The organism is Klebsiella oxytoca NBRC 105695, assembly GCF_001598695.1.
Classification (GTDB): Bacteria; Pseudomonadota; Gammaproteobacteria; order Enterobacterales; family Enterobacteriaceae; genus Klebsiella; species Klebsiella oxytoca.
In genome coordinates this window covers 91,497-109,817 of the sequence record NZ_BCZK01000010.1, presented here as the reverse complement: position 1 = coordinate 109,817, position 18,321 = coordinate 91,497, and the positions used below count along the sequence as shown (strand labels likewise).

Annotated in this window: 16 protein-coding genes; 5 read left to right on the top strand and 11 right to left on the bottom strand. The window is 54.7% G+C overall.

The window, feature by feature from the left end:
• Nucleotides 1-14: 14 nt before the first annotated feature.
• The 6 genes from KO1_RS17805 to KO1_RS17780 form a co-directional block, all read right to left on the bottom strand.
• A complete protein-coding gene (locus tag KO1_RS17805; protein WP_004113196.1) occupies nt 15-1,277 on the bottom strand; it encodes a PTS galactitol transporter subunit IIC in 1,263 nt (420 codons plus the stop codon).
• 89 nt (nt 1,278-1,366) lie between these two features.
• On the bottom strand, nt 1,367-2,362 hold the full coding sequence (locus tag KO1_RS17800) for a 2-hydroxyacid dehydrogenase (protein ID WP_004102238.1): 996 nt from the start codon (nt 2,360-2,362) through the stop codon (nt 1,367-1,369).
• Nucleotides 2,363-2,378: 16 nt separating this feature from the next.
• Nucleotides 2,379-3,140, bottom strand: a complete 762-nt coding sequence (locus KO1_RS17795; RefSeq protein ID WP_004102236.1) for an SDR family NAD(P)-dependent oxidoreductase — start codon at nt 3,138-3,140, stop codon at nt 2,379-2,381.
• 11 nt (nt 3,141-3,151) lie between these two features.
• Nucleotides 3,152-4,690 carry an FGGY-family carbohydrate kinase gene (locus tag KO1_RS17790; RefSeq protein WP_047719814.1) on the bottom strand — a complete coding sequence of 513 codons (1,539 nt, stop codon included), beginning with the start codon at nt 4,688-4,690 and terminating at the stop codon, nt 3,152-3,154.
• Between the two features lie 20 nt (nt 4,691-4,710).
• Nucleotides 4,711-5,262 carry a glycerol-3-phosphate responsive antiterminator gene (locus KO1_RS17785; RefSeq protein WP_004102232.1) on the bottom strand — a complete coding sequence of 184 codons (552 nt, stop codon included), beginning with the start codon at nt 5,260-5,262 and terminating at the stop codon, nt 4,711-4,713.
• A gap of 14 nt (nt 5,263-5,276) precedes the next feature.
• On the bottom strand, nt 5,277-6,068 hold the full coding sequence (locus KO1_RS17780; protein ID WP_004102230.1) for a class I fructose-bisphosphate aldolase: 792 nt from the start codon (nt 6,066-6,068) through the stop codon (nt 5,277-5,279).
• A gap of 809 nt (nt 6,069-6,877) precedes the next feature.
• Between KO1_RS17780 and ecpA the strand changes: the two genes are divergently transcribed.
• The 5 genes from ecpA to KO1_RS17755 are packed head-to-tail and all read left to right on the top strand — an operon-like array spanning nt 6,878 to nt 13,029.
• On the top strand, nt 6,878-7,465 hold the full coding sequence (gene ecpA / locus KO1_RS17775) for a common pilus major fimbrillin subunit EcpA (protein ID WP_004102228.1): 588 nt from the start codon (nt 6,878-6,880) through the stop codon (nt 7,463-7,465).
• A gap of 52 nt (nt 7,466-7,517) precedes the next feature.
• Nucleotides 7,518-8,192 (top strand): EcpB family pilus assembly chaperone, encoded by a 675-nt coding sequence (locus KO1_RS17770; protein WP_032692320.1) that lies wholly within the window; start codon nt 7,518-7,520, stop codon nt 8,190-8,192.
• A gap of 10 nt (nt 8,193-8,202) precedes the next feature.
• Nucleotides 8,203-10,749: a TcfC E-set like domain-containing protein gene (locus KO1_RS17765; protein WP_047719815.1), complete on the top strand. Its 2,547-nt coding sequence runs from the start codon at nt 8,203-8,205 to the stop codon at nt 10,747-10,749.
• A 1-nt stretch (nt 10,750) separates the two neighbouring features.
• Nucleotides 10,751-12,349: a fimbrial adhesin EcpD family protein gene (locus tag KO1_RS17760; protein ID WP_047721058.1), complete on the top strand. Its 1,599-nt coding sequence runs from the start codon at nt 10,751-10,753 to the stop codon at nt 12,347-12,349.
• Nucleotides 12,350-12,360: 11 nt separating this feature from the next.
• Nucleotides 12,361-13,029: a fimbrial biogenesis chaperone gene (locus KO1_RS17755; RefSeq protein WP_064407074.1), complete on the top strand. Its 669-nt coding sequence runs from the start codon at nt 12,361-12,363 to the stop codon at nt 13,027-13,029.
• Here KO1_RS17755 and KO1_RS28515 read toward each other — a convergent pair.
• The 5 genes from KO1_RS28515 to KO1_RS17735 all read right to left on the bottom strand — a co-directional run bounded on the left by KO1_RS28515 (nt 13,019) and on the right by KO1_RS17735 (nt 18,311).
• Nucleotides 13,019-13,162, bottom strand: a complete 144-nt coding sequence (locus KO1_RS28515; protein WP_004102219.1) for a hypothetical protein — start codon at nt 13,160-13,162, stop codon at nt 13,019-13,021. The two genes, KO1_RS17755 and KO1_RS28515, sit on opposite strands and share 11 nt — an antisense overlap.
• A 245-nt stretch (nt 13,163-13,407) precedes the next feature.
• Nucleotides 13,408-14,328, bottom strand: a complete 921-nt coding sequence (locus tag KO1_RS17750; RefSeq protein ID WP_004113185.1) for a carbohydrate kinase family protein — start codon at nt 14,326-14,328, stop codon at nt 13,408-13,410.
• Complete coding sequence (locus tag KO1_RS17745) at nt 14,325-15,695, bottom strand: hypothetical protein (RefSeq protein ID WP_047719816.1); 1,371 nt, start codon at nt 15,693-15,695, stop codon at nt 14,325-14,327. The genes KO1_RS17750 and KO1_RS17745 overlap by 4 nt, the downstream gene beginning before the upstream one ends.
• A 77-nt stretch (nt 15,696-15,772) precedes the next feature.
• Nucleotides 15,773-16,792, bottom strand: coding sequence for an ABC transporter permease subunit (locus KO1_RS17740; RefSeq protein WP_004113181.1), 1,020 nt, complete (start codon nt 16,790-16,792; stop codon nt 15,773-15,775).
• Nucleotides 16,779-18,311: a sugar ABC transporter ATP-binding protein gene (locus KO1_RS17735; RefSeq protein ID WP_004102210.1), complete on the bottom strand. Its 1,533-nt coding sequence runs from the start codon at nt 18,309-18,311 to the stop codon at nt 16,779-16,781. The genes KO1_RS17740 and KO1_RS17735 overlap by 14 nt, the downstream gene beginning before the upstream one ends.
• Nucleotides 18,312-18,321: the final 10 nt, after the last annotated feature.

The window sequence follows — 18,321 nt, the reverse complement described above, 5'->3', positions numbered from 1 at the left end:
AGAAGAGAGGGAATTTACGGCGCGGTAGTGAAAAACTCGCCGAATTTCACCGCCAGCCAGCCCACCGGCGTGGTGGCTCCGCCAACGATATTGGTAATTTCCGCCATCCCCTCCGGCACAGGAATATTAGAGTTGACCGCCGCCTGGGTGTATTCCCGCGAAATATCCGTTCCGACGTACAAAATACAGGTGACCACCAGCGTGCCGGTGATAAACATGCGGAACATATTACGTTTGCAAAACGGCGTTACCATCGCCAGCAGGAACATCAGGGAGGCCAGATCGACAAACGGCAGCACGCGGTTGCCTGGCAGAATAATCGCCAGCACCACCGCCATAGGGATCAGCAGCAGGCCGGTTGCCAGCACCGAAGGTTCGCCAATAAGCAGTGCGGTATCCATGCCGATATAGAAGTCGCGGTTGGGGAATTTCGCCTTCAGCTTCGCTTCCGCGGCATCGCGCACGATCAGCAGGCCCTGCACTAAAATTTCGATCATTTTCGGTAGCAACAGCATGGCGGCGGAAACTTTAATCGCCAGCGATACCGCCGCCGAGACATCGTACCCGGCCAGGAAGGCCAGCAGCAGCCCCAGCACGAAGCCCAGAGTGAGTGGCTCCCCGAAGACGCCGAATTTTTTATTAATGCTTTCCGGGTCGAAATTAATTTTATTGATCAGCGGGATCTTATCAATAATATAGTTACAGGCAATACCAAACGGCACGTAGGTTATACAGGTAAGATGGGGAAATGATATCCCTTGCAGATTATAGTTTTTTTGCAGATAGGGTGCGGTTAAATCCGCCGCCAGTAGCGTTAAGATAAATATGCCGAAAGTAATGCCGACGGAGAGCCAGTAGTTACCGGTACCGGCATAGACGACTGAACCCATAATCAGGAAAATCCAGTAGTTGAATATATCGATATTTACCGTTTTGGTTAATTTCAGCAGCAGCATGGCAATATTGATAACGATAAATCCCACCACTACCGGCAGCATCAGCGGCGAGCCCCAGCCGATAGTCGAGGCGGTCGGCCAGCCGGTATCGACCACCGTCAGGTGCAGGCCGATACGCTCTACCATGGCCTGCGATGCCGGCCCGAGGTTGGTTAATAGCAGGCCGATCACCAGTCCCACCCCTTCAAAGCCGATGCCTACCAGCATCCCGGCTTTAAATGCGGTGCCGATTTTAACCCCAAAGCACAGTGCGATAATAAAGAATATTACTGGCATCATCACTGATGCCCCCAGGCTAATAATGCTGTTGATAATATCCATAATATTTCCTTAAAAGGCGGCCGAATTGGGCGCGAGCGAACCCGTGCCCAATGGGCCGTAGCAAAAACCTTAAGCGGCTCTTTTAATATTTAACCGAGTTGCTTCAGCAATATCTCTGAAAAAATCTTCGGCGAATTGCTGAAGGCATCAATGGTACTGCCGGCAATATGCGGCGTTATCGTGACGTTATTCAGCGAATAAAACGCGCTATCGTCCGGCAGCGGCTCGTCATCAAAAGTGTCGAGGGCAGCGCCCATGATTTTACCCGCCCGAAGCGCGGCGATCAGATCGCCTTCATTAATTAACCCGGAGCGCGCCGTGTTGACGATGATGGCGCTCTCCTTCATTAATTCAAAATGATGGGCGTTGATCAGGTTTTCCGTTTCCGGGGTCATACGGGCATGCAGCGAAATCACATCCGCACGGCGCACCAGTTCGTCGAGAGTATCCACCTTTTCATAACTTTCATGGCCGGGGACGTACTTATCGTAAAAGATAATCTCGCTGCCGAAACCGCGCAGGAAGCCAGCCACCAGCTGCGCGATATGCCCCAGCCCGACCAGACCTACCACTTTGCCGCCCAGTTCAGGAATGGCCCGGTGGTTAGGACTCTCTTTGCGCCAGAACTTATCGCGCAGCGCATCGTGTGAGCGGGCGATATTGCGCATTTCCGCCAGAATCATCCCGACGGTAAATTCCGCCACGCTGCGGGCGTTACGCCCCGGCGTGTTCATCACCTCAATTCCGCGCGCTTTTGCCTCCTCCTGATTAACGTTTTCAATCCCGCCGCGCAGCACCCCGACGTATTTAAGCTTTGGCAGCTTGTCGAATACCGCCGCGTTAACCGGGGCGAACTGGACTATCAGGATCTCCGTCTCCTCAGCACCCTGAAGCAGAGCGGCAGGCAGCGCCAGCGCCTCAGAACCTTGCTGTTCAACCAGTAAATTATCCTCCTGCAGTTTTTCAATTGACTCGTGCGACCATTCGCGTACTTCCACTGCAATACCTTTATCTTTGAGCGCTTTCAGACCCGCGTCCATCATCGCTGCATTGATAAACAGATCGGCAATTGCCAGACATTTCATAATCATTCTCCATAAATTAACGCATCAACATACCGCCGGTGACATCCAGAGTCGCTCCCGTCATATAGCGGGTTTTCGGTGAGACCATGAAGACGCCGATGTCGGCAATTTCGTGCGGTTGGGCCACCCGGCCTACCGGTATACGGCTGACGTAATAGTCAGGATTCTGTTCAATGTTTTTACGGATCATCGCGGTATCCATGATGCCGACGGCGATGTTGTTGACATTGATTTTCTGCTTCGCCACCTCGCGCGCCAGCGAGATTGAGAAGGCCACCAGACCCGCCTTACTGGCCGCGTAATGAGCATGACCGGTGGTTGAACCGTGGAAGGCCGCCTGAGACGTGATATTCAGAATACTGCCGGCCTGATCTTTCGCCAGGCAGTGGTTGACAAACAGCTGGCTCAGGTGGAACACCGCCTTCAGGTTGACGTTCATCACGCTATCCCACTCCTGCTGGGTGATTTCAGTGACGTAACCGCTCAGCCAGATCCCGGCGTTATTGACCAGAATATCGGCGTTCCCCAGGCGTTCGAGGCAGGTCGCGAACAGATTCTCCCGGCTATGCTCGTCGGAAAGATCGGTTTTCACCGCAATAATTTCGACGCTGGCGCTACTTTTTACCGTAGCGATCAGCTGTTCCGGGCGCTCCTCATCACGCATATAGGTGAAGCAGATGTTGACCCCTTCTCGGGCGAGCGAAAGGACAAACTCTTTGCCGAGGCCCGTAGCGCCTCCGGTAACGATAGCCGTGCGGTGGTGTAAATTCAGATCCATACTTTCCTCACTTAATGCGTGATGTAGTTACTGCAGCTTTTCCACGGAGACTGCATTTCCGATAGCAGGTTTTTGTAAAGCTGATACTTATCCTGATAGACCTTGTTGCTGTCCGGGTCCGGCGTAACCGTTCGCGAAACGTGAACCATCTCATTTGAGGCGGCAAAGACGTCATCAAACCAGCCAACCATCACCGCGGCGGTCATCGCGGTGCCCAGCGTGCCGTGCTCTTTCACGTCGACAATCTCCAGGGTGGACTGGAAAATGTCGGCGAATATCTGCAGCCAGACCGCTGAGTTAGTCACGCCGCCCGCAATCCGAATGGTGCGGCTGAGCTGCGGGTTAATATTGCGTAACCGTTCGGTGTGATACAGGTGGCTGAAAGCAACCCCTTCATATATCGCGCGTAAAAAATGCGCTTTTTTGTGGAAACTATTCAGGCCGATAAACCCCGCAGAGGCATCCGGGATGGTGTTGGAACCGAAGACAAACGGGAAGAACAGCAGGTGGCTCTCCGCAGGCGTGGTTGTGGAGACCAGCTCATTGCACAGATCGTAGACTGACGATCCCTGCGCAGCGGCGGCGGTGCGATCGCTCTCCATAAAGTTATTGATAAACCACTCCAGATTACTGGCGGAGGTGGGGCTTGCCTCGGTAATTAACCATTTGCCCTCAATCGGATAAATCGAGGTCATAAAGAGATCCTGGTCAATAACCGGATGGTCGGTCACGTATTCGTTAATGCTCCATGTTCCGGTAATAATTGCCAGCTTATCCAGGGTATTGATACCGGATGCGACAGATGACGCCGAGATATCAAACACCCCGCCCGAGACCGGCGTTCCGGCACACAAACCGGTGAGCTGCGCGACGTCATCGGTAATGTAACCGCAGCAATCGGTGGAGAGCTTGATGGGCGGAAGCTTATCGCGCAGATCGCCGAGTCCCCACCAGGCCAGCAGCGAGGCGTCATAGTCGCGGTCGCGAACGTTGATCAGGTTGGTTCCTGAGATATCGGTAAGTTCGAGAAAAGCTTCGCCGGTCAGATAAAAACGAATCAGATCTTTGACCATGAAAATGTAGCGCGCTTTACACAGCGTTTCAGGCTCGTTCTCTTTCAGCCAGGCGAGGAGGGCGACGGGCTGCCCGGCCCAGATAGACTGCATAGTTTTGGGCAAAATATCGCTAACAAACGTCGGGTCGCGGTACCACTTTTCTACCCAGGCCTTAGCCCGGCTATCGGTGGAGATAATTCCGTTGCGCACCGGGGCACCGGTTTCGTCCACCATATAAAGCCCGTTGCCGTGACCGGTTACCGCCACGCCTTTGATTTGGCTGGCGTCGATACCCGACTGCGCGATGGCTTTTTTAATGACTTCGACGTTAGCCGCCCAGAGTTCGTTGATATCCCGCTCGGTATGAAATTCCTTCGGGGTCAGCATTTGCGTTGATTTCGACGCGCTGGCCACCACGTTGCCGGCGCGATCGTAAATCGCCGCTTTTGTAACGGTGCCGCCGTTATCAATGCCCATGACATAGTGTTGTTTCATTCGCGTGGACTCCTTATGAGTTACCATAAACCGGGTTCACTGGTGGTAATGCCTTTAAATCCGGCATGGAAAATTTTATCTACAAGGTATTTCCGCTTAACAAAGCCTCCGGCGATGAATATCACATCAAAGCCTTTTAAATTCCGGCTAATCAATTCCAGACACTGGCAGGCATATTCAGCAGGTAAGATTTCAATAGCATCTGGCGGGTTATGCTTAACAATATCGATGGAGTGATCCAGCGAGCGCGAGTCGATGAGCAGTACCCGAAAGATAGTTAACAATCCCTCTTTTTTGGCATAGCGTAGGGCCGAGAGATTGGACGAAATAACACCATCAACCTTGTAGTAATTTTTGAGCAAACTAATACCCGCCTGGTCAGGTTTAAAACCACCCAGTAGCTCGAGGTGAATAAGCACTTTCTTGCCACTCTGATGACATTTACCGATCAACGATTGCAGATTGCCAATATTCGCCTCGGATAACAGTACGTATTCTGATGCGCAGGCCAGCGCCTGTTCAAAATGTTTATATTTTCTGATTGAAGGAATGATGGTGTTATTTAAGAGCATATTAATATCCGATGTTATTTAGCCATATAGAGGCTGTAGGCATCTTCCGCTGTCGCATTTTCATGGATGATGGCATTCAGACCTGCTACTACTTTTGCCGGCTGTGGGTCCTGAGTGATATTGCGACCCACCGCCACGCCTTTTGCACCAACCTGCATGCAGTGATGAACAAATTTAAAATAACCGTCAATCCCGGTTTTCGGCCCGCCCAGCGCCAGCACCGGCACGCCGGCCGCTTCGACGATAAGCCGGTCGTCCTCGGTGCCGGTGAAGCGGGTTTTGATCACGTCAGCCCCCAGTTCAACGGCAATGCGGGCAGAGGCGGCGATAACGGCCGGATTGTTGGAGTCGTCGCTAGTGACGGGATAGCCGTACGGCAGGGATTCCACGATCAGCGGTACGTTCCAGCGGTCGGCGGCCTGCGCCAGCTGCATCGCCATGATATGCGTTTTCTCCTCATTGAACGCGCCGGGAAAAGTCATGCACACCACGCCTTCCGCCGCCACTTTCAGCGCGTCCTCAATGGAAAATACGGGGGTGGTATCGGGAACGGTATTGTCAAAAATACTCACTGTGCTATCGACGCGTAATACAACGGGGACGCAATTGAAAACTTCACGGAAATTTTTCAACATGCCCCAGGTCACCAGCGCGCAGTCCAGACCGCTGTCGACGAGGGCCGGGAGCTGGTTTATCGTATTATCAATACCATTAGTTTTGGTCGAAAAATAGTAGCCATCCAGCGCCAGAGTGACTGATTTACCATCTTTTGCGAAAATGCGAGAGAGACGACGTTCTTTAGACATTTTTGACTCCTGAGATAGAAAAAAAACAAAAAGGCCCTCAGAGACTTTCGTCTCTGAGGGCCTTCGATTCACTTACCCTTTTGATAATCGTTCAGCTACCCAAACCATTATCAATTAATTTTTTCAGCCTTACGGGTGGGGTTTAAATGGTGTTTAATTTAAATCCGTTCCCTTGCTTGAATTAATTACTAGCATGTCTGAGTTCTTTCTGTCTAGCCATTGTTGATAAACTGAGATGCCTGTCACAAATCCGGGTTGAGTTTAAACTTATCGGTACTGGTGAATGGGTTGTTGTACTGTTCTTCGCCAGCGATATTTATGATGAGAGCCTGCTGGAGGAAACTTTCAGGGGATATATTTACACCGGGAAATGTTTACCTGATTCATCATTCGGCTATTCCTTCATTTTTTTCTACTGAACTCAGATTGAAAACGATCCCTGTGCGCTGTTTCTGTTGGTCGACGCCGTGTTTTATCCTGGGGTCTGCGATGATTCGCCAATGGTCAGGAGAAAAGTCTTAAACAGATTATTTTAAAACCACGGCAGATCATCCTCTCAGTTGCCTTTTACTGAATGTAATGACGATTATTCTTATTTTTGACAGCAATAGACAGCTGCCTGTCGGGAATTTATACTTCGCCGCATTGAAATTTCAATATACATTTAGCTCAGCGTTTGTCGAATGTCTTCAGCGCTGCAGCGTCGTTTTAATAGCCCGTTATTAATCTTATTTTGCTCTCGGGGCAAAATATCTCTGTGGCGGCAACGCCAAAGCACTACATCTGGAAATGTTTATTAAGGATATATAATGAAAAAGTCTCTTCTGGCAGCATGCGCGACGTCCATTCTTTTTTGCTCCGGCGCCATGGCTGCGGACGTAACGGCTTCCGCAACGGCAAGCTGGGATGCTTCTGCAACAAAAGATACCACCAGCCTGTTGGTCGTTACGCCGCTGCGTTCCGTCTCTTTTGAATATGCCGAAGGTCTGAAAGCGTTTAATTCACAGGATGGGGCGTTTGATATTACCATTCAGGGGCAGGAGAACGCGTCCGATTTCGTTTTAACCTCTCAACTGGTGACCAACACGCTGACCCGCGCTACGGATAACTCAACGCTGGAAATTGGCGTGGCATGGAACGGTGAGAAGCTGTCCAAATCCACGCCGGTGAAAATGATGGATATTAGCAATAATATTACCGCAGGCCTGGAAGCGCTGATCGCGGGATATGCTGATAAAGATAACCGCACCAGCACGCAGAGCGCCTTCCTGTTTACCGTCGATTCCGCTACCTCAAATGGTACCACTGCGACGCCTTTCGCTTCCCTTGCCGACGGCTACTGGAGCGGCGATGTGAAGGTGCAGTTTACCGCCGAGTGGACGCTGTCTCAGAGCTAATATCGCCTTTAAATATGCCAATAAGGAGGGGTAGCCCTCCTTTATTTTAATGATGAAAAAATTATACCCATTTTTATTTCTGCCGCTGTTAATCAGCGCTAGCGCGGCGGCGATTGGCGTTGGGGAAGTGACCTCCATTATGTTCGCCAATGACCAGATGCTGGCGAAAGAGATCGATAACGCCAGCGACTCGGCGCGATTTGTTAGCGTCAGCGCCCACCGCCTCTCTACGCCGATGGCAGGGGGCAAAATTATTCCGATGGAACAGCCCGGCGAGTTGCTTTCTACCCCGGCAAACGTGATTCTTCCCGCCGGCGCCAGAGAACATTTCCGCTTTATTTATCATGGTCCTGAAGATGATAAAGAGCGCTATTACCGGCTGTCGTGGCTGGATGAACCGGTGAGCGATCATCAGGCCAGCAGTAATTCACGTCACGGTATGGCGACAACCTCAGCGCAAATTAACACCATTCTGGTGGTGGCGCCGCGCAAGGCGAAATTTAACTATCAGCATCGCGGCGATACGGTGACGAATACCGGCAATGTGACCTTCCGGGTTATTTCCTATGGGCCCTGTAAAGATCCTGAAAAAAACAAAGGCGAGGGCTGCCGTGAACGTTATTACGTGATGCCCGGACTTAGCGCAAAAATAACGCATACGCAGGTCGCGAATAAACAGACGCGAATCGGTATCTGGCACGAAGGTAAATATATTCACGTCAAATAGAGAATTACAGATGTCAGGATGGTTATTCAGAAAAGGAATGCTGCTGCCGGGAATATGTCTCGTCTGTACCGTCGATGCTTCAGCCAACGAAAGCGCGGGCAGAGCGACGCTGCTGCGGGTGGGGGATTATGTTATTCCGCCCGTTTTTGCTGATGCGCTTAAGCAGGGGATGCGGGTACCGGTTTTTATCCGCTACAAAGAGGCGGAGCTGCCGTCGCGCAGTCGGCAAAAAATCGCCGATGCGCTGATTGCGACCAAGGACGGGGCGCTGACGATCCGCGAACTGACGCTGCTCTCCACGCCGGATAACCTGTCGCTATCTGCGCCGGTAGAGGAAATTGTCAATGGTCTGCAGGACCAACAATTTTCTGCGGATATGACGCTGCGTCTCTCCGGGGCGGCGCAGATCACTTTCGACGTCCGGGCATTTTACCTTGAAATGACCGTCGATCGCAGCGCGCTGGCGGCGACGACGCTTGCCAGGCACAGCGTTTTGGGCGACTCAACCGCCGGCGCGCCGTCGAACGTACTCAATTATACCTTTGGTACTTATCATCACCGTTATAACGGCTACGACGGCACCAGCAGCTACCTGACGCTGGATAACACCGCGGCATTTCGCGAGCACCACGTGAATATCAACGGCTCTTTCTACGGTATCGGCTCTGGCGACCGCAGCGGTAACCTCTACCGGGCGATGTATGAGCGCGATATGGCAGGCCAACGCCTGGCGTTGGGAATGGTCGATACCTGGAATCTACAATCCATCGCCAGCATGAGCGCGCTGAATTCCAGCCGCATCTACGGCTTGAGCTATGGCAATAAAAGCAACTCGCGCCTTGAAGATACCGCCCTGTCCCTGACGCCGATTACCGTCTTTTTACCTGCGGCGGGCGAGGTGCATATTCTGCGCGATGGCAAATTATTGAGCATTCAGAACTTTGCGATGGGCAGCTACGAAGTCAATACCGCAACGCTGCCGTTCGGCATATATCAGGTTGAGGTGCAGGTTGTGATCAACGGCAAAGTGGCCAGCAGCCGCACGGAACAGATTAACAAAACCTACGCCCGTCGCTCGAGCGTCACCGAGCGCTGGTCGTGGCAAGTATTCGGCGGAATGCTCGAATACCATAAAACCGACTATCGACCACAACATGCCCGGCGCGAGGGGAAGCAGGAAACCTGGCTTAGCGGCGGCGCGGCGGCGGTCACGCTGCCCTGGCTCGCCGGGACTGGGTTTAAAACCACGCTATACGGTTTCGACAGCAACGCCGTAAACGAAAGCGAAGTGGATGTGATGTTCAACGAACGTCTGCGGGTTAATCAGCAGGTTTTGCTGGCCAACGACGGCAGCAGGAAAAGCATCACCACCCTCAATCTGAGTCTGCCTGCGGGCTATGGTTCACTTTGGGGTTCGCGAGAATTTACGCATATTGGCAATCACTTACCGCTGCGCAAAGGGGATTACTTTACCTGGGGGACAACGCTGCCGCTGCAATCGCTGACGCCCTACCTCGGCACATTGACCTTCAGCCGTACGGAAAACTACAGTAACAAAACGCGTTATAACAACCTCGATTACTCGCAGACGCTGGCGTCGGGGCGCTACGGTACCGTTACCCTGAGAACCGGGGTGCAGAATTACCACTATCAGCGCAACCAGGACACCACGCGGGATAAATACATTAACCTCGATTTTTCGTTGCCGCTGGCGGCGTGGTTCAGCGCCGGTGTTTCCAGCGAAAACGGCAACATGCTGGCGAATATGGCGCTCAGAAAACGCTTCGCCGATAGCGCCATCACTCAGGCGGGCATCTCAGCTTCCCGGCGGTTAAAAAGCAAAGAGAGCGAGAGCTACCGCAGCGATAAACGGGCGATCAATGGTTTTGCCAGCTACGACACTAAATACAGCAGCGGCACGCTATCCGCCACCCATGCTTCGGATAACAGTACCAACCTCAATTTCAGTACCCTGGGCAGCGTCGCCTGGGCCGGAAAAGATGTTGTTCCGGCCAAAGGAAGCCATACATCGGGGGTGCTGATCCATACCGATTTCCGCGACAACGCCACTATGACTGCCAAAATTAACGGCCAGCATTACCCGCTCAGCGGCCAGAAAAACTTTATTCCGCTGCCCGCCTATGGGCGCTACAGCGTGGAGCTGATGAATGACAAACGCAGCGCCGATAGCGTGGATATCGTCAGCGGCAGAAGCCATCAGGCGGTGCTGTATCCCGGTAATGTGGACGTTATTCGTCCAGAGATAAAACAGCTGGTTACGGTGTTTGGCCGCATTCGGCGCGATAACGGCACCGTCGCCGCCCACCTCGATATTCATAATCACATCGGCAAAGGGCGCACCGATGGACAGGGAGAATTCGCCATGGATGTTGATAAACGCTATCCGACCATCACTCTGGTCGAAAAAAACGGACAGCGCTGCGAGCTGGAGCTGAATCTGCAGGAAGCGCGCGGCGCGGTGTGGATGGGGGACCTGCAGTGCGAGGCGCAGATGCGTATGGCGGTACAGGGGGAGGGGCAGCGTGACACCTGGTAAACTGATTTGCGGCCTGGCGCTGGGCGCTTGCCTGGCGACCACGTCATTCCAGAGCCTGGCGGTGAAAGCCAGCAGCAGCGGCTCGGGGAAAAATGACTATATGTTTATTGAAAACCATGTCGATAACGAATATTTCGTTACCCCCGGCAGCCTGGACCCGCGCTTTTCCGGCGCAAACGTCTGGACCCGCTACTCGACGAAGCAGCGCAGTCTGGGCTATATGGGCTACGTCAGCTGGAGCTATCGATCCTACTACTACGATATGTGGTTGTCGGACTCGCCGGTGAATTCACCGTTTATCGGCATTCGCTGTATGACCACCGGCGCCGACTGCCCGTCGCAGGGCTATATTTCCGGCGAGGTCATTGATAGTGAAGGTTTTTATCATACGATGTCCGGAAGCTCTTTGAACAATGGCGGCACCGGCTACGCCACGTTCTCCCCGGCAATGTATGAATATCTGCGCAACCGTCAGCCTGGCGAGAGCGATGCCTTTGTGCTCAATCTTTGTTACACCAAAACTAATTACGATGCGGCATCCGGCCAGCGCTGTCGGGATCTCGCCTCGGGCGCGACGTGGCGTTATTACACCATCAATGCCACTAAAGTCGGGCATTTAACGCTGAACAGCACCGGCGCGCTGGCGGAAATCTGGATTGCCAGCGACGGCACGCCCAGCGTCAATATCGGTAGCGAGCACTGCGAGGTCAGTATCGTCGGCGGCGAAAGTGGGATGACCTGTAAAATGGTGTCGTATCGCTATCGTCAAACCAAGCGGGTGACCTCTTCTCTGTCATTTGAAATGGTGGTCGATACCGCCAGGCTGGGCTTTAGTCCGGCGTCTAAAACCATCAAATATAGCGGCAATGGATCCACCTGGTATAACTGGAGCGCTTCCACTACCTATAGCAACGTCTTTACCCCCGAAGGCCAGTACGTTTATGTGTTCCTCTCGAAAACCTTTTTCCAGAACCTGATCCAGCGCGGAATTAGCATTACCAATAACGACGATTTGTTTACCTTCTTCTTTGATAACAGTAACACCGCGCAGTCCGGGTTTTATCAGTTTACGGCGTCGAGTATGATCAATATTCTGCCGAAAGAGTATGGGATCAGTATTGTGTCCACGGACGGCAATGCTGCGCCGAAAGAGTCGGGCAATATCGGCGACCCGACGCCGATCGGCTTTGAATATCAGGTAACCGTCTCCTCCGAGCGTATGGCGGACGCGGTGACGGCTCAGGTGATCGGCGAAGGCACCTCTATTGATGGTGTCTCATACTGCCTGTTTACGTCGCAAGAGGGCGGCTGGCAGGTGCCGATCCCGGCCTTTCTCTCCTGGACGGCATCCACCGGAGAAACCCGCACCAGCCGCAATAGCTGCATCGATGCGGAGATCGATATGACCGCTGCGCGCTGGACGCAAACGCCGTGGAATGCGGCAATTGATGACGGCTACTATTTCACCACCCGCCTGCAGCTGCTGTTTCCGATGGACGATCCGCGCTCCAGACGCACTCTCGACGGCAGCGACTGGATGGGAACGGTCAACGCGAGCGGCGAGGTCAGAGTGACTGCCAAATGGCTGGGCGTCGAGTGAGAGGCAGATTAATGAAAGCCGCTACTATGCTGCTGGCCGCGTCGCCGCTGGCGGCGGCAGGGGCGTTTTTTAATGCCGTCGTGTATGAGATGCCCTCCGACCGAGCCTTTATCTCGCAGCCGCTGTATAACGACACGCCGCGCAATAATATGTACTCCATCGCGGCGTGGAAAATTGCCAAACCCGGCGCGGGGAATGAACCGGTTCTGCCTAATCAGGGCGAACTGCTCTACGCCCCGCTGCGCTTCAATTTACCGCCGGGAAGCAGTGAATATTTCCGTCTCTATTACAAAGGCCCTGAAGATAATCAGGAGCGCTATTATCGCGTGGTATTCAAAGAGACGCCGGTGACGCTGATACCTTTCAGGACGACGCCGCAAAAGATGGATGTGCTGCCGGTGGTGGCGATGAGCACTATTCTGGTCGTCAGGCCGCGTCAGCAGCGCCTGGAGTGGCAGATAGATGAACGCCAGGGGGAGATTTACAATAGCGGAAATACGTTTTTTCGGGTGATTGTTCACCAGGGATGCGCGGGGAGTGATGAACGCGCCACGCAGCTGTATCTGCTGCCGGGCGAACGCTATCGCGACGCGGCTCTGGCAGGGAAAAACAGAAAATTCGTGGTGGCCAATCAGCGCTACTTTCCGTTGGGGAAGGCGTGCCCTGATTCTATTCAGTGAGCAACAGGGATTCGACCATCAGCTGCGCCAGCAGCAGCAGCAGGGCAATCAGCGCCAGCCATTTCGCGGGACGAAGCTTATGCTCCGGAATAGAGGTATTACGTAAGCGCACGAGCCATGGAGTATTTTTCATTATTGACGTCCTGTCCCTGATGTCTGTCAGCGAGATCGGCAGAAAATAGATCACGATCTAATTGTCTGATATTAATGGATTAGTAGGTAATAACCCATGATTAAATGAAGCTGGTTTAGCTTTCATTCAATAATTGGGACATAAATCATATCCACAATAAATAAAGATGATGGTCCATCCATAAACGCTATTTTCAGACCATCATCCGGTCGCCTGGGGTTTACAAGGGTTGGCGTCCTCCGTCTTCAGAGCTCATGGTCCCACGGCGGGTTAGCCCCCGGCCTGGAGACCGTCACCGCGGCGGCGCGCATACCGAGATCGACCGCGCGGCGCACCTGTTCTCGTGACAGTGTCACTAATTTGGGCTTCTCAAGGAGTCCGGCCTGAGAAAGGCTGGCGAGAATACCGGCATTGACCGTATCCCCGGCGCCGACGGTATCGGCAACCGTTACGCGAATCCCTGGAACATGAAGATGGAAATTAGCGGTCCAGGCATCGGCGCCGTCAGCCCCGCGGGTGACCACGATAAGCTTTGGTCCCAGAGCAAGCCAACGGCGTATGACCGCGTGTTCTTCGCCGGGTTCGGCAAACCACGCGAGGTCCTCATCGGAAAGCTTGACGATATCCGCCAGAGCAATCATCCGCATCATGCGCGCCAGGTGTTTCTGCCGGTCCTGGATGAAGATTTCACGAATATTGGGGTCGAGGAACATCACCCGGCGCGGCGCCTCTCTTACCATCAGCGCTTCATAAACGCTGCCGCACGGTTCGGCTATCAGGCTGATGCAGCCGAACAGGACGGCAGATACGTCATCACCGAGCGTCGGCAGGTCGCTTTCAGTCAGCATTCTGCCGGCGCTATTCTCATCGTAAAAGGTATAGCGCGCCTGTCCGCCTTCCAGCCTGACAAAGGCCAGCGTGGTCGGTAGCGGCGCGCGGGTTGAGGGCGAATAATCCACGCCGGAGGCGTCAAGCGTGTGGCGCAGCATGTCACCCATAAAATCGTCCGATAAACCGGAAAACAGCGCGACCGCCATCCCCTGGCGCCCCAGGGCGATGGCGGTATTGAACGCCGCGCCGCCGACGCAGGGCGTAAAGGCGGGAGCATTTTCACGGCTCCGGCAGGGCAGCATATCGATCAGGGCTTCTCCGCAGCAAAGGATCATGGCTTTTCCTCCCGGCTCACCGCGACCTGCGGCGGCGTTTCCAGGCCGTCGGCTACCTGCATCCAGTTGTCAGCGAATATCCCGCAGGCGGTCTTGATATCGACCCCGACCGGGAGCTCCGGACACTCGTTTTCCCCATTGCTGCCCCAGTTCACCCAACCGGACTGACGGCGCTGGACTATCTGAAACGCGCCGGAGGGGCGGGAGGTCCACCAGATCATCGCCCGGCCGCTCGCTGAATCGTACTCGACGGTTTTACTGGCTGGTCCCGGGAACACGGTTTCATCCGGCACGGCGGAAACGTTGACGGGAGAATCAGTCAGGCGCCATTCCCGTTCATTCAGGTCGGCGCGAACGTGCGCCCGGGCGCGCACAACGCCAAGCCTTTCGCGGATTTCAGCTTCATCCAGCACGTTCTCCCAGCGGCAGAACATTCGCCAGTAAAGATCCCAGTGAGCGGAGGCCATATCGGCGAGCTGTTCGCGGAATTCGGCAAATTTCGGGCTCTGGTTTTCAGAGGTGGTAACGGTATGAGCCACCATGGCGACCAGCTCTTCGGCGTAGGGGTCGCCTGCGCGATAGCGGGTACCGCCGTAGGCCGCGAAGCGGTCAAACAGCAGTTTTCCCGGACCGCTTTCAAACTCGTCGCCGACGGTGATCTTGTTGGTCACCGAACGCCCGTTGATGACCGTCGAAAAGTCATCCACCCAGTAGCGCCGCTGAAACCACGGGGTATTCCAGCTGAACTTCCAGTCGATGGTGAAGTGCTTACCGCGCAGCTCCGCTAATAACCCATCGGGGATCGTGCCGTGCATGCGATAGTGATGATAGACCGGGCCTTCCTCAACAATTTCAATATCAACGAGGGTATGTTCCGGCGGGTTAATCAGCCCATTTTCCGGGGTAAAGAACGGACCGTAAAAACCGCCGATGGCGTTATTCCCGGAAGGAAGCAGCTCGACATTGTCCTGCAGACAGCGAAAATGGCGCAGCCCCCACTTGGATGAACCCACGCCCTGGGCGGTTCCCCGACACATTTCCAGATCGAAGCAGCCGGTATTGAGGCGGACAAAACAGTCTTTCTCCCGGCCAGGCAGGCGGTGGATACCAGCGACTTCACCGACTTCAGCCGCCGTTAACGGCCGCTCAAGCCGCATCCGGAGCGTGCCGCTGAAGCTTACCGTAGCGATAAAGGCGGTACTGTTTTGCGTCGACTCATGAGTGAGGCGCTGGCAAAGGATCCGCTGGTCCTCGCTGGTGATTGCCCACCACAGGGGCTCCTGCAGTTTCTCCGGGAGAGTAAACGTAATCGGTTCGCGATCCCGGGTACCGTTCATCGGGTCCGTCAGCGTAATGTGATATGTCATGGGCGTAGACTCCATTAAAATTTAAGCATGCGAAGACCCGCCGCCAGCGCGGCGGATAAACAAAGCGTCAGGGAAAGCTAGCGGGTACGGGCGATCTCTTTTTTCCGCCAGAAGGTAAACAGTTCCGGATGCTGCTTCAGTCCGTCAATCGCCACGGCAAGAATGATGACGATGCCTTTAATCAATAGCTGGGTGAAAAAGGGGACGCTCAGCAGAATCAGGCCGGTGCTGAGCACGCCGAGAATTATCGATCCAATCAGGGTGCCGATAATTCGCCCGCGTCCTCCGGCGAGGCTGGTGCCGCCCAGCACTACCGCCGCAATGGCGTCCAGTTCATATCCCGTACCCGCCGTAGGCTGGGCGGAAATGACCCGGGCGGCGAAGATAATGCCCGCCAGACCCGCGCAGACGCCGGCAATCATATAAACCGCCGCCAGTACGCGTTTTACCCGGACGCCGGCCAGGCGCGCGGCCTGGGCGTTGCCGCCGACGGCATAGATATGACGACCGAACCGCGTGCGCTCAAGAATGAACCACGCCAGCAGATAAACCACCAGCATAATAATGACCGGAACAGGGATGCCGGCGAGATAGCCATTCCCCAGCTCGCGGAAGCTCAGGCTACTCGATACAATAGGTTGCCCTTCGGTAATGGTGTAGGCCATCCCGCGCAGGAAGGTCATTGTGCCGAGAGTGACGATAAAGGGCGCAAGAGCGAGATAGGCGGTGAGCACGCCGTTCAGCAGACCGCAGAGCGCGCCCACGCCCACGCCGGCCAGAATCGCCAGCGGCGCAGGGATCCCGGCCATCGCCGCAACCACCGAGATCACGCCGGAGACGGCGACGATAGACCCGACGGACAAATCAATTCCGCTGGTTAAAATGACGAAAGTCATGCCCGCCGCCAGAATAGCGTTGACGGAAATCGAGCGGGCGATATTCAGCAGATTATCGACGCGGTTAAAGTTTGGCGCAAAGGTCGACATAAGGATCAGCAGCACCAGCAGAACGATTAAGATCCCCACCCGATCCCACCATTTCGCAAAATCAAACGGCGCTTTGACCGGCAGTTCCGTCACAGGTTTATTGTTGTCCATGGCATTCTCCGGATTGACTGGTAAAGGTTCCTGTTGCGTGCAGCATCACTTCTTCTTCCGTTGCTGAATATGAGGGTAACTGGTGAACGATACGGCCGCCGCGCATAACCAGCACGCGGTCGCTGATGCCGATGGCCTCCGGTAAATCGGAGGAGATCACCAGAATGGCTTTCCCGGCGCGGGCGAGTTTGTCGATCAGTTCGTAAATTTCCCTTTTGGCGCCGATATCCACGCCGCGGGTCGGTTCATCGAGGATAAGCAGCCTCGAATCGCGCAGCAGCCAGCGCGCCAGCGCCGCTTTCTGCTGGTTTCCGCCGGACAGGGCGCTGACGGGCAGTTCGACCGCATTTTCCCGCAGCCGTAACCGGCGCATCTGCTCAAGGACGGCGGCGCGGATGGTTTTGCGTTTAACCACGCCGCTGGCGACAAAGTTCTCCAGCGAGCTGATATCAATGTTGTGCTCAACCGAATGACCCAGAAACAGGCCCTGGGTTTTGCGGTCCTCGGTCACCATCCCGATTCCGTCGGCGATGGCGGCGGTGGGATCTGACGGATGGCTTACCTTGCCGTTAATACGTACGCTTCCCTGGGTGCGGGGGTCGGCGCCGAATAACAGGCGGGCCACTTCGGTTCGGCCAGAGCCAACCAGCCCGGACATGCTGACGACTTCGCCCGCTTTGACCTCAAAGGAGACCGGGCCGGTTGCGCTACCCGCCAGATCCGCGACCTCCAGCAGTACTTTGCCGGGCGTACGCGGTTCGTGCTGATAGAGATCGACGATTTGCCGGCCGACCATCATGCGTACGATATCGGTGGTCGAGACGCTGCTCAGGGTTTCCGTGCCGATCCACGTACCGTCCCTGAACACCGTGACCCGGTTTGCCAGCTGCCATACCTCTTCCATGCGGTGCGAGATGTAGACCATCCCGACCCCATCCTGACGCATCTGCTCGATCAGCCGGTAAAGCTGGAGGGTCTCCGCCCGCGACAGGGCGGCGGTCGGCTCATCAAGCACCAGTACTTTTGCGTTTTCACTGACGGCGCGGGCGATCTCGACCATTTGCTGACGTCCGATGCTCAACGAGCCGAGCGGCGCCTGCGGGTCGATGTCCGCGTTAATCCGGTCCAGCTTCTCCCGGGCCTCCCGGAGCATCCGTTTGCGATCGAGAATACCGGCGAAAGAGGTCGGTTCCTGGCCGAGAAACAGATTTTCCGCCACCGTCATATCGGGAACCGTATTCAGCTCCTGATGGATGATGGCGATGCCATATTTGCGCGCATCTCTTGGCGTGCGAATATCAATCTCCTGCCCGTTGATATAGATCGCGCCGCTATCGCGCTGCTCGTTTCCGGAGAGGATCTTCATCAGCGTGGATTTACCCGCGCCGTTTTCCCCCATCAGGGCATGGACCTCTCCGGCGAATAAATCAAAGCGTACGTTGTTCAGCGCGAGGGTCGCGCCGTAGCGTTTTGAAATCCCTTCCAGCCTGAGCAAGGGGGGTGAAGTGATGTCGGCCATTGTCTTTGCC

Bases quoted from the DNA above. Each gene is read 5' to 3' on its own strand.
- KO1_RS17755 (WP_064407074.1), top strand. From the start codon at position 12,361: ATGAAAGCCGCTACTATGCTGCTGGCCGCGTCGCCGCTGGCGGCGGCA.
- KO1_RS17780 (WP_004102230.1), bottom strand. From the start codon at position 6,068: ATGTCTAAAGAACGTCGTCTCTCTCGCATTTTCGCAAAAGATGGTAAA.
- KO1_RS17795 (WP_004102236.1), bottom strand. From the start codon at position 3,140: ATGGATCTGAATTTACACCACCGCACGGCTATCGTTACCGGAGGCGCT.
- KO1_RS17740 (WP_004113181.1), bottom strand. From the start codon at position 16,792: ATGGACAACAATAAACCTGTGACGGAACTGCCGGTCAAAGCGCCGTTT.
- KO1_RS17790 (WP_047719814.1), bottom strand. From the start codon at position 4,690: ATGAAACAACACTATGTCATGGGCATTGATAACGGCGGCACCGTTACA.
- KO1_RS17765 (WP_047719815.1), top strand. From the start codon at position 8,203: ATGTCAGGATGGTTATTCAGAAAAGGAATGCTGCTGCCGGGAATATGT.
- ecpA (WP_004102228.1), top strand. From the start codon at position 6,878: ATGAAAAAGTCTCTTCTGGCAGCATGCGCGACGTCCATTCTTTTTTGC.
- KO1_RS17735 (WP_004102210.1), bottom strand. From the start codon at position 18,311: ATGGCCGACATCACTTCACCCCCCTTGCTCAGGCTGGAAGGGATTTCA.
- KO1_RS17770 (WP_032692320.1), top strand. From the start codon at position 7,518: ATGAAAAAATTATACCCATTTTTATTTCTGCCGCTGTTAATCAGCGCT.
- KO1_RS28515 (WP_004102219.1), bottom strand. From the start codon at position 13,162: ATGAAAAATACTCCATGGCTCGTGCGCTTACGTAATACCTCTATTCCG.
- KO1_RS17745 (WP_047719816.1), bottom strand. From the start codon at position 15,695: ATGACATATCACATTACGCTGACGGACCCGATGAACGGTACCCGGGAT.
- KO1_RS17785 (WP_004102232.1), bottom strand. From the start codon at position 5,262: ATGCTCTTAAATAACACCATCATTCCTTCAATCAGAAAATATAAACAT.
- KO1_RS17800 (WP_004102238.1), bottom strand. From the start codon at position 2,362: ATGAAATGTCTGGCAATTGCCGATCTGTTTATCAATGCAGCGATGATG.
- KO1_RS17805 (WP_004113196.1), bottom strand. From the start codon at position 1,277: ATGGATATTATCAACAGCATTATTAGCCTGGGGGCATCAGTGATGATG.
- KO1_RS17750 (WP_004113185.1), bottom strand. From the start codon at position 14,328: ATGATCCTTTGCTGCGGAGAAGCCCTGATCGATATGCTGCCCTGCCGG.